This is a genomic window from Amycolatopsis sp. NPDC058986 (assembly GCF_042741125.1).
Lineage (GTDB): Bacteria > Actinomycetota > Actinomycetes > Mycobacteriales > Pseudonocardiaceae > Amycolatopsis.
On sequence record NZ_JBHYJW010000113.1, the window covers coordinates 1 to 10,944 of the forward strand.

The 10,944-nt window shown below is 69.0% G+C and carries 9 protein-coding genes; 5 read left to right on the top strand and 4 right to left on the bottom strand.

Translation table 11 applies throughout. The features are described from left to right. Positions 1 to 42 precede the first annotated feature (42 nt). Positions 43 to 1,233 (bottom strand): RtcB family protein, encoded by a 1,191-nt coding sequence (locus ACFW0G_RS44600; protein ID WP_378331649.1) that lies wholly within the window; start codon positions 1,231 to 1,233, stop codon positions 43 to 45. 219 nt (positions 1,234 to 1,452) lie between these two features. Here ACFW0G_RS44600 and ACFW0G_RS44605 point away from each other — a divergent pair, with 219 nt between their 5' ends. Both ACFW0G_RS44605 and ACFW0G_RS44610 read left to right on the top strand, forming a co-directional pair. After that, positions 1,453 to 2,967 carry a M48 family metalloprotease gene (locus ACFW0G_RS44605; RefSeq protein WP_378331650.1) on the top strand — a complete coding sequence of 505 codons (1,515 nt, stop codon included), beginning with the start codon at positions 1,453 to 1,455 and terminating at the stop codon, positions 2,965 to 2,967. Positions 2,968 to 2,977: 10 nt separating this feature from the next. Further along, positions 2,978 to 4,078 (top strand): DUF4034 domain-containing protein, encoded by a 1,101-nt coding sequence (locus tag ACFW0G_RS44610; RefSeq protein ID WP_378331651.1) that lies wholly within the window; start codon positions 2,978 to 2,980, stop codon positions 4,076 to 4,078. Between the two features lie 86 nt (positions 4,079 to 4,164). On the opposite strand, the gene ACFW0G_RS44615 is transcribed toward ACFW0G_RS44610, so the two are convergent. Next, positions 4,165 to 5,202 (bottom strand): aspartate-semialdehyde dehydrogenase, encoded by a 1,038-nt coding sequence (locus ACFW0G_RS44615; protein ID WP_378331652.1) that lies wholly within the window; start codon positions 5,200 to 5,202, stop codon positions 4,165 to 4,167. After that, on the bottom strand, positions 5,202 to 6,467 hold the full coding sequence (locus tag ACFW0G_RS44620) for an aspartate kinase (protein ID WP_378331653.1): 1,266 nt from the start codon (positions 6,465 to 6,467) through the stop codon (positions 5,202 to 5,204). Before ACFW0G_RS44620 ends, ACFW0G_RS44615 begins: the two co-directional genes overlap by 1 nt. Before the next feature lie 230 nt (positions 6,468 to 6,697). On the opposite strand from ACFW0G_RS44620, the gene ACFW0G_RS44625 reads away from it, so the two are divergent. Then, positions 6,698 to 7,288, top strand: a complete 591-nt coding sequence (locus ACFW0G_RS44625; RefSeq protein WP_378331654.1) for a nitroreductase family protein — start codon at positions 6,698 to 6,700, stop codon at positions 7,286 to 7,288. A 176-nt stretch (positions 7,289 to 7,464) separates the two neighbouring features. Here ACFW0G_RS44625 and ACFW0G_RS44630 read toward each other — a convergent pair whose 3' ends face one another. After that, positions 7,465 to 7,833, bottom strand: coding sequence for a hypothetical protein (locus tag ACFW0G_RS44630; protein WP_378331655.1), 369 nt, complete (start codon positions 7,831 to 7,833; stop codon positions 7,465 to 7,467). Positions 7,834 to 8,078: 245 nt separating this feature from the next. Here ACFW0G_RS44630 and leuA point away from each other — a divergent pair, with 245 nt between their 5' ends. After that, the gene (leuA, locus tag ACFW0G_RS44635; protein WP_378331656.1) at positions 8,079 to 9,866 is read left to right on the top strand and encodes a 2-isopropylmalate synthase; all 1,788 of its coding nucleotides are present in this window, start codon (positions 8,079 to 8,081) and stop codon (positions 9,864 to 9,866) included. A gap of 85 nt (positions 9,867 to 9,951) precedes the next feature. Then, positions 9,952 to 10,944: helix-turn-helix transcriptional regulator (locus tag ACFW0G_RS44640; RefSeq protein WP_378331657.1), on the top strand; the 993-nt coding region annotated here is incomplete at its 3' end.

Sequence of the window (10,944 nt, forward strand, 5' to 3'; positions counted from 1 at the left end):
GCGCTGAGCGCTGTGAAGGAGGCCTTCACGGACGAGCGAGTTTCAGCCCTTGACGCAGATCACCTGCTTGAGGTGGGCGACGACCTCCACGAGGTCGGTCTGCGCCTTGATCACCGAGTCGATGTCCTTGTACGCGGCGGGAATCTCGTCCACCACGCCCGAGTCCTTGCGGCATTCGACCCCGGCCGTCTGGGCGGCGAGGTCGGCGGCGGTGAACGTCTTCTTCGCCTTGTTGCGCGACATCCGGCGGCCCGCGCCATGCGACGCGGATTCGAAGGACGACGTGTTGCCGAGCCCGCGCACGATGTACGAGCCGGTGCCCATGCTGCCCGGGATGATCCCGAGATCGCCCGAACCCGCGCGGATCGCGCCCTTGCGGGTCACCAGGAGGTCGACGCCGTCGTAGGTCTCCTCGGCGACGTAGTTGTGGTGACACGAGATGGCGTCGTCGAAGGTCGTGCCCGGCACCACCTCGGCAAGGGCCAGCTTCACCAGTGCCACCATGGTCGCCCGGTTGCGCGCGGCGTAGTCCTGCGCCCAGAACAGGTCGCGACGGTAGGCCGCCATCTCCGGGGTGTCCGCGACGAACACGGCGAGGTCCGGGTCCGGCAGGTCGGCGTTGTGCGGGAGCTTGCGCGCCACGGCCATGTGCCGCTCGGCCAGTTCCTTGCCGATGTTGCGCGAACCGGAATGCAGCATCAGCCAGACGCGTCCTTCGTCGGCACCGCCCTGTTCGAGGCAGACCTCGATGAAGTGGTTGCCGCCGCCGAGGCTGCCGATCTGCCGTGCCGCCCGGTCGTGCAGTTCCTGAACGCCGTGGTGCAGGTCACCGAAGGCCTTCCAGAACGTGTCCCAGCCCCCGACACCGTGCACCTTCGCCGGGTTCACCGGCGTCTTGTGCAGGCCGAATCCGACCGGCACCGCCGATTCGATCCGGCGGCGCAGCCTGCCGAGGTCATCGGGCAGGTCGGCGGCGGTGAGCGAGGTACGCACCGCGCTCATGCCGCAGCCGATGTCGACACCGACCGCCGCCGGGGACACCGCGTCCCGCATCGCGATCACGCTGCCCACCGTGGCCCCTTTGCCGTAGTGCACGTCGGGCATGACCGCGACGCCGTGCACCCACGGCAGGTTGGCGACGTTGCGCAGCTGGCGCATCGCCTGATCCTCGACGGAGGCGGGGTCCGCCCACATCCGGATCGGCACGCGTGCGCCTTCGACCGCGGTGTACATGTCCATTCCTTCCCTGGTACGTCAGTGTCCTCAGCATCCACGGGCCATCCGCGCGCGGCAAACGGTTTACCCGTCATTCTTCTTTGGACTGTCTACTGAGGACCGTGGAGGAACTGTAACGTTTCGCGGCCGAAAAGAGATGAGCTGACGCCGCGAGTGCGGCAGAATACGGTCTCCGTGCCCGCGACGGCACGGCCAGGGGGAAGGTTTCACCAGGTCATGAGGGTTTCGCTGCGCGCGGTGCTCGCCGTCTGCCTGCTCGCCGGTTTCCCGCTGCTCATCCTGGCGCTGGTCGCCGGGCTGGTGGTGCTGGAGATCTTCGCGCTCCGCCATTCGCCGATCGGCGGACTGAAACTCGCCATTCTCACCGTCCCGGCGGGTTACGCGTTGATCCGCGGTCTGTTCGAACTGGAACGTCATAAGGCCGAGGAGGAAAGCGGCGTCCTCGTGACGCCGGAAACGCAACCGGAACTGTGGGCACTCGTGCGCGGCCTCGCGGAGGAGGTCGGCACCCGGCCGCCGGACGACATCCGGCTGGTGCCCTCGGTCAACGCCGCGGTGGCCGAGGAGACCCGGCTGCTCGGCCTGCGCGCGGTGCGGCGTCACCTGTACATCGGCGCCCCGCTGCTGGCCGGGCTGAGCACCGGCGAGCTGCGCGCGGTGCTGGCGCACGAACTGGCCCACTACAGCAACCAGGACACCCGGCTCGCCGGGCTCACCTACCGCGGCGAACGCACCATGCGCGGGACACTTTCCCGGCTGAACCCGAGCGACTGGTTCCAGCGCCTGGTCCGCTGGCTGTTCTTCCGCTACGCGAAGCTGTACTTCAAGGTCTCCCGTGCGGTCACCCGGCGGCAGGAACTCGCCGCGGACGCCGCGTCCGGCCGGATCGCGGGGCCCGCGACGGCGGCGAGCGCGCTGCGGCAGATCGGCGCGCTGGTCGTGGCGTGGCGGTTCTTCATGAACAACTACGCGACGATCGGCTGGCGCGCGGGCTACCTGCCCCGGCAGTTCGCGGAAGGCTTCGGGCTGTTGCTCGCCGACAGCTCCCGACAGTCCGAATTGGACAAGATCCGCGACAACCCGGACGACGAGGAGTCCGCGTACGACACACATCCGTCGATGGCGGCCAGGATCGCGGCGCTGGACCGCATGCCGCCGGTTCCCGCGGCCCCTGGCGACGAAAAGCCCGCGCGGGCGATCCTGCGCGACGCCGAAGCCGTGGTGGACGCCGCCATGCAGGCCAGTCTCGTCGACGAAGCCAAGCGCAAGCAGCGGGTCGACTGGCCGACGCTGGTTCACGTCGGCTGCCAGCACGCCATCGCCGAGGAAGCCGCCAAGATCTTCGCCGACGCCGCACGGGTGCTGGGCCGCCCGGCGACGCTGACCACCCTGCTCGACGCCGTCGACGCGGGGCAGTACGCCGCGCTGGCCGACCCGGAGTCGAAGCCCGCCGAGGGCGCGGGTCCGCGCGCCCAGCGGGAGTTCGCCGCGACCTCGGCGCGGCCACGTCTGTCCACAGTGGTCCAGGTGGCGCTGGCCGACGCCGGACACGCCCGGTGGACGTTGTCCTGGTCCGAACCCGCCACGCTGGCGCTGGATCCGCCTTACGACACCGAACTGAAACCCGCCGTGGACGCCGCCTTCGACGGCGACACCGCGCCGCTGCGCGCGTTGCTCGGTAAGGCCGAGGTTTCCCTTTCCTACCAGCCACTCGCCACCACCCCCGCCTGATCGGAGTCCGATGCTTTCCCTGCTGTTCAAGCCGAAACAACGCAAGGCCGTGTTCGCACTGATGAAGGAGGCCAAGCGCCGCGGCGTCAGCGTCGACGAGCTGATGGACGTGCTCACGCCGGAGGAGCTGTCGGAGTTCATCCCGCCGGACAAGAAGGAACGCCCCGTCGACGTCACGAAGTGGGGGCTGCCGGCGGACGACGAGGTCACCACGGAGCGGTTCTTCAGCGACCTCGCGCTGGCCGAGGCCGACACGGCGGCGCGCTCCGGTGACTGGGCGCCCGCGGCGGAACTGTTCGCCGAGATCGGCGCCGACTGGGACCGCCGCGCCACCGTCGCCTCGTGGCTGGGCGAAACGGCAGCGAACGACGACACGTGGCTCAAGACGTGGCAGGCGGCGCGGCCGGGGGACCCGGACGCCGCCGTCGTGCACGCCGAGGGCCTGGTCCGGCTGGCCTGGCAGATCCGCGGCGGCTACCGCGCCGACGAGACCAGCCGTGAGCAGTTCGCCGGGTTCTTCCGCGTGCTCGAAGAAGCCGAAGACGCCACCAAGGAAGCGATCGAGCTGGCCCCCGAGGATCCGACGCCGTGGTGCACCATGCTCACCCTCGCGCGAGGCCGGCAGTACGAGCACGAGCGGTTCCGTCCACTGTGGACCGAGCTGATGGCGCGGGCCCCACTGCACCACGGCGGACACATCCAGGCGTTGCAGTACTGGTGCGCGAAATGGGGCGGCTCGCACGAGCTGATGTACGCCTTCGCGGAAGAGGCCGCCGCGAAGTCGCCGTCACTGGCCGTCATGCCGCTCGCCGCCGCGCACGAAGCCGAGATCGCCGACGCGCCCGCGTGGAAGACGAAGCAGGTCAACGCCGCACTGGACCGGCTGCTGCCGTGGCTCGACGGTGAGGGCGCACGTCACCTCTCCGCGCGTGAGGACCGCGCGTACGCCGCGCTCGCGCTGGTCGAGGCGGGGCGGCACACCGAAGCGGTCGAACAGTTCCGGAAGCTCGGGACGCACGCCGACGGCGGCGTCTGGGCCTACTACGCCGTGCCGAAGCGGAAGTTCCTGACCACGCGGTACCAGGCCTGCCGCCACGCCGCCCGCCGCTGAAGGGGACTTTCAGCTCGTCTCACGCACTGAAGGGGACTTTCCTCGCATGGCATGCGAGGAAAGTCCCCTTCAGCTCACGCCCGCGGTCAGTGCTGGGCGGCGATGAGTTCGGCGATCTGGACCGCGTTGAGCGCGGCACCCTTGCGCAGGTTGTCGTTGCTGACGAACAGCGCGAGGCCGCGCCCGTCGTCGACACCGGGATCGACGCGGATCCGGCCGACGTAGCTCGGGTCCTGACCCGCCGCCTGCAACGGGGTCGGCACGTCGGTCAGCACGACGCCGGGAGCGCTCGAAAGCAGCTCCGTCGCACGAGCGGGGGAAAGCGGCTGGGCGAACTCGGCGTTGATCGCGAGCGAGTGCCCGGAGAACACCGGCACGCGCACGCAGGTCCCGGACACCCGCAGCTCGGGAATGCTCAGGATCTTGCGGCTCTCGTTGCGCAGCTTCTGTTCCTCGTCGGTCTCGAGCGAGCCATCGTCCACAATGGACCCAGCCATCGGGAGCACGTTGAAGGCGATGGGCCGCACGTACTTGGCGGGCGCCGGGAAGTCCACCGCCGCGCCGTCGTGGGTCAGCTCCGCCGCCCGCGCCGCGACCGCGTTGACCTGACCGGCCAGCTCGTCGACGCCGGCGAGCCCGCTGCCGGACACCGCCTGGTAGGTGCTGGTGACCAACCGGACCAGCCCCGCCTCGTCGTGCAGCGGCTTGAGCACCGGCATCGCGGCCATCGTGGTGCAGTTGGGGTTCGCGATGATCCCCTTGTGTGCCTCCTTCACCGCCTGCGGGTTGACCTCGCTGACGACCAGCGGCACGTCGGGATCCATGCGCCACGCGGAGGAGTTGTCGATGACCGTGACGCCGGCCTCGGCGAACCGCGGCGCCTGCGCCCGCGACGTCGAACCGCCTGCCGAGAACAACGCGATGTCCAAACCGGACGGATCCGCCGTCGCCGCGTCCTCGACGACGACCTCGCCATCGCGCCACGGCAGCTTCGACCCCGCCGAACGCGCCGAGGCGAAGTAGCGGATCTCGGCGACCGGGAAGTCCCGCTCCGCCAGCAACCGCCGCATCACCGCACCGACCTGGCCGGTCGCGCCGACCACGCCTACCCGAAGTCCTGCCATCAGCGACCACTCCCCGCGTATACGACGGCTTCTTCGTCGCCGCCGAGTTCGAATGCTTCGTGGATCGCGCGCACCGCGTCGTCGAGCTGCGCGTCCCGGATCAGCACCGAGATCCGGATTTCGGAGGTGTTGATGATTTCGATGTTCACGCCCGAATTGGCCAGTGCCTCGCAGAACGTCGCGGTGACACCGGGGTGCGAGCGCATTCCCGCGCCGACAAGCGAAACCTTGCCGACGTGGTCGTCGTACAGAACCGACTCGAAGCCGATTTCGTCCTTGATCTTCTCCAGTTCCTTGACGGCGTGGGCGCCGTTGGCCTTGGAGAGGGTGAACGTGATGTCGGTGCGCCCGGACACCGTGCTGGACACGTTCTGCAGCACCATGTCGATGTCGATCTCGGCGTCCGCGACGACCCGGAAGATCCGGGCGGCGGCACCCGCGTGGTCCGGCACGCCGGTGACCGTGATCTTGGCCTCCGAGCGGTCGTGCGCCACGCCGGTGATCAAGGCTTGTTCCACGGGGATCTCCTCGATAGAGCCGGTCACGGTGGTACCCGGCTTGTCGCTGTAGGAAGAACGGACTCGGATGGGGACGCCGTAGCGGCGCGCGTACTCGACCGAACGCAGGTGCAGGATCTTCGATCCGCTCGCCGCGAGTTCGAGCATTTCCTCGTACGGAATGGATTCCAGTTTCCGCGCGTTCGGCACGATCCGCGGGTCGGCCGAATACACACCGTCCACATCGGAATAGATCTCGCAGACGTCGGCGTTCAGCGCCGCGGCGAGCGCGACGGCGGTGGTGTCTGAGCCGCCGCGGCCGAGCGTGGTGATGTCCTTGGTGTCCTGCGCGACGCCCTGGAACCCGGCGACCAGCGCGATGTAGCCCTGGTCGAGCGCCTCGGTGACCCGGCTCGGGGTGACGTCGATGATGCGCGCGTTGCCGTGCACCGACGTCGTCACGACGCCGGCCTGCGAACCGGTGAACGACCAGGCTTCGGCGCCGTGCGCCGAAATCGCCATGGCGACCAGCGCGTTGGAAATGCGCTCACCCGCGGTGAGCAGCATGTCCATCTCCCGCTCCGGCGGGGCCGGATTGACCTGCTGGGCCAGATCGAGCAACTCGTCGGTGGTGTCACCCATCGCCGAGCAGACCACGACCACGTCGTTGCCCGCCTTCTTCGTGGCGACAATCCGTTCCGCTACGCGCTTGATCCGGTCGGCACTCTCCAGCGACGAACCGCCGTACTTCTGGACCACGAGGGCCACGCCCGAACCTCCTCGACGGGCCGGGAGGCTCCACCGATGGGCATCGATGAGCCCCCGCGTCCCTTACTTTGGGCGAAAGCCTACCGGGGTCGGCCCAGCTCGCCACCCTCGTAAGTGGTGCCGGCCACTCGCCGGACGCCATTCGGAAGTAAAAATTCCTTAACACCAACGAAATACCGGGAGTCCTTCCGTTCGAGTGACGGAGAGCACTCCTTGCTACCTTCGGCGGTATGCGTAAGCCCGCCGAGACAATTCTCCCGATCGAGCCGATCATTGCCGAACGCTGGAGCCCCCGCGCCTACGACGAGTCGGCCACCGTGTCCGCCGAACAGGTCACCGCGTTGCTCGAGGCCGCGCGCTGGGCACCGTCGTTCGGCAACACCCAGCCCGCCCGCTACCTCGTCGGCCTGCGCGGCGACGAGACGTACAAGCGGATCCTGGCCACGCTGAACTCCGGGAACCAGGCCTGGGCACATCGCGCCGGCCTGCTGCTGATCGGCGTGATGGTCACCACGAACGAGAAGGGCGAAGTCCCCTACGCCGAGTACGGGCTGGGCCTGGCGAGCCAGAACCTCGTGCTCCAGGCGGTGTCCTCGGGGCTCATCGCGCACCAGATGGCCGGGTTCTCCGCGGACGCCGTTCGCGAGTCCTTCGCGCTGCCCGCCGACGCGGTGCCGAAGGTCGCCATCGCCGTCGGCTCGCCCGCCGACGCGGCGGTGCTCGGCGACGAACGCAGCGTCCAGCGCGAGCTGGCACCGCGACGGCGCGTCCCGCTGTCGGAGTTCGCCTACGCCGGCACCTGGGGCGAAGCCGCACTCTGAGCCGTACTGGCGGGAGTTTGAATTACACCCTTGAGATTTAAGGAAACAGGCCGGATTCTTTAACTCGACCTACGGGAATGCAAGCGTCCTCAAGAACCAGCGGCGCACCGCGCGATGACGGACGACGTGGCACTGGGCAGCTCGCCCGGTGCCACGTCAGCGCATCGGGAAGCGTGTCAGGAGCCGCTGCCGCCGATGCGGCGGATGATCTTGGCCAGGATGGCCGAGACGACGAGCCAGAACACCGCGGCGATGCCGTAGTTCACCAGCACGCGGAGCTTGGCGTCGCTCGGCTCGAAGAGGTCCTTGAACCCGAGTGACAGGCTGTCGGCCCAGCCGCGGGTGAACGAGACGATGCCGTTCATCGGGTTGGCCTCGCCGACCACGAAGATCACGTGCAGCACGAGCAGCGCGGCGAAGATGAGGCCGAGCCACCGCACGATGCTCGCGACGATCGACGCGGTCCGCTCGCGGGCCTTGCGCCAGTCGACCTCGACTCGCGGCTTCGCCTGGCTCTCGTCGGCCGACTCAGCGTGTTCACCCATGCACGGCAGTCTGGCACGTCACTACCCCATTCGCTACCCGCTGGTAACACGGATGGCGGCCTCCTCGTAACAGTTGTATTGCGACCGGCCCTCCCGTTCGGCGCGTCCCGTGGGTTATGGTGACGTCGTGGCGCGTGCTCTCCTGCTTCGGTGCCGCGACGGGGCCTGACCGGACCGGCTCCCTGTCGCGGGGCTTCGTTGTGCCGCCGGTCGACCGGACCGACCTTTCAGGAGAAGCACCTCTCATGAGCACGCCCGACCCTCGTATCACCAGCAGCCGCGTACGCAAGCCTTCCCGGCCGGCGCCCGCCGATCAGGCCGTCTGGAACACCCAGCGCGGGACGTCGATGCCCGTCCATCGCTACCGTCCGTGGTACCGCCTGGTCGAGGACATCGACCTGCCGGACCGCACCTGGCCGGACAAGCGCATCGAACGCGCGCCGCTGTGGTGCGCCGTCGACCTGCGTGACGGCAACCAGGCCCTGATCGACCCGATGTCGCCCGCGCGCAAGCGCAAGTTCTTCGACCTGCTCGTCCGCATGGGCTACAAGGAGATCGAGGTCGGTTTCCCGGCGGCCTCGCAAACCGACTTCGACTTCGTCCGCGAGATCATCGAAGAGGGCGCGATCCCGGACGACGTGCACATCCAGGTGCTGACCCAGTGCCGTCCCGAGCTGATCGAGCGCACCTTCCAGGCACTGGAGGGCGCGCCGCGCGCGATCGTGCACATCTACAACTCGACGTCGATCCTGCAGCGTCGCGTCGTGTTCCGCGAGGAGCGCGAGGGCATCAAGAAGATCGCGACGCAGGCCGCCGACCTGGTGGTCGAGTACGCGCAGAAGTACTCCGACACCGACTTCCGCTTCCAGTACTCGCCGGAGTCCTACACCGGCACCGAGCTGTCGTACGCGGCCGAGGTGTGCAACGCGGTCACCGAGATCTGGCAGCCCACGCCGGAGAAGCCGGTGATCCTGAACCTGCCGGCGACCGTCGAGATGGCCACCCCGAACGTCTACGCCGACTCGATCGAGTGGATGAGCCGGAACCTGGAGCGCCGCGACAGCGTGATCCTGTCGCTGCACCCGCACAACGACCGCGGCACCGGCATCGCCGCCGCCGAACTGGGGTACCAGGCCGGGGCGGACCGGATCGAGGGCTGCCTGTTCGGCAACGGCGAGCGCACCGGCAACGTCGACCTGGTCGCGCTGGGCATGAACCTGTACAGCCAGGGCATCGACCCGCAGATCGACTTCTCCGACATGGACGAGATCAAGCGGACGGTCGAGTACTGCAACCAGCTGCCGGTGCACGAGCGCAGCCCGTGGGGCGGCGACCTGGTGTTCACCGCGTTCTCCGGCTCGCACCAGGACGCGATCAACAAGGGCCTCGACGCGTTGAAGGACGCCGCGGACAAGCAGGGCGTCCCGATCGACGAGTACCCGTGGGAGGTCCCGTACCTGCCGATCGACCCGAAGGACGTCGGCCGCACGTACGAGGCCGTGATCCGGGTGAACTCGCAGTCCGGCAAGGGCGGCGTCGCCTACATCATGAAGTCCGAGCACCAGCTGGATCTGCCGCGGCGACTGCAGATCGAGTTCTCGAAGATCATCCAGCGGCACACCGACTCCGAGGGCGGCGAGGTCGACCCGACGACGATGTGGAACGCGTTCTCGGCCGAGTACCTGGAGCCGCGGACGCCGCTGGAGCTGGTCTCGCAGCGGGTCACCGACAACGGCGGCGGTGAGTACTCCCTCGTCGCGAAGGTTCGGGTCGAAGGTGACGAGCACGAGATCTCCGGTACCGGGAACGGGCCGATCGCGGCGTTCTTCGACGCACTGTCCACTGTGGGCTTCGACCTGCGGCTGATGGACTACAGCGAGCACACGCTCTCGCCGGGCGACGACGCGCGAGCGGCGTCGTACATCGAATGCGCCATCTCCGACCGCGTGTTCTGGGGCGTCGGCGTGGACCCGTCGATCGTGACGGCGTCGCTGCGCGCGGTCGTCTCGGCCGTGAACCGCGCCAACCGGTAACTCTGCGACGGTCCGTGGGGGCCTCCTTGAGGGACTTGTGCTCCCTCGGGGAGGCCCCCACGGACTTTTGCGGTTGGGTAGGGGCATGAAGGCGGAGAGGCTGGTGGCGCTGCTGTTCACGTTGCAGCGCAGGCGGAGCGCGACGGCGGCGGAGCTGGCGGAGGAACTCGGCGTCTCCGAGCGCACCATGCACCGTGACCTCGCCGCGCTGCGCGACGCCGGGGTTCCACTGTGGACGGAGCCGGGGCGGCACGGCGGCTTCCGGCTCGTCGACGGCTGGCGGGCCCGGCTGGACGGGCTCACCGCACGGGAGGCCGTCGCGCTGTTCGCACTCGGCGTTCCGGAGGCGCTGGCCGGGCTCGGGCTGGGCACCGCGGTGTCGGCCGCGCACGCGAAGGTGTCCGCGAGTATGCCGGGGGAACTGCGTGAGCAGGCCGAACGCGTCGCAGGCCGGTTCCATCTCGACGCGCCAGGCTGGTTCCGTGCGGAAGACGACGCGGCCGAGCTCGCCACGATCGCCCGCGCGGTGTGGGCGCAGCATCGGCTCGACGTGCGGTATCGGCGTCGGGACAAACTCGCCGAGCGCGTGCTGGAACCGCTCGGGCTCGTGTTGAAGGCGGGCACCTGGTACCTCGTCGCGCGTGTCCCCGCCGATGACGCCCTGCGCACCTACCGCGTCTCCCGGATGACGTCGGTCACCGACATCGAGGAACGCTTCGAGCGCCCGGCGGCCTTCGATCTGGCCGGGTGGTGGCGCGAGTCCTCGGCGAAGTTCGAGGTGGTCGCGCGGCCGGTCCGGGTTCGGGTCCGGCTGAACCGCGACGCCGTGCACGGGCTGCGCCGGGTGTTCCGCGCCGAGTACGTCGCCGAAACCGTCGTCTCGCTCGGCGAACCCGGCGAAGACGGCTGGGCCGAGGCCGAACTCGCGCTGGAAAGCCGCGAAATCGCGCTCGGCCAGCTCACAGCGCTCGGCCCCGGCGTCGAAATCCTGGAACCGCGGGAATTGCGGGCCGCGCTCGCGGACATCGGTGCCGCGATCGCGGCCCGCAACTCCGACTGTGTCGCTTATAAACAAATA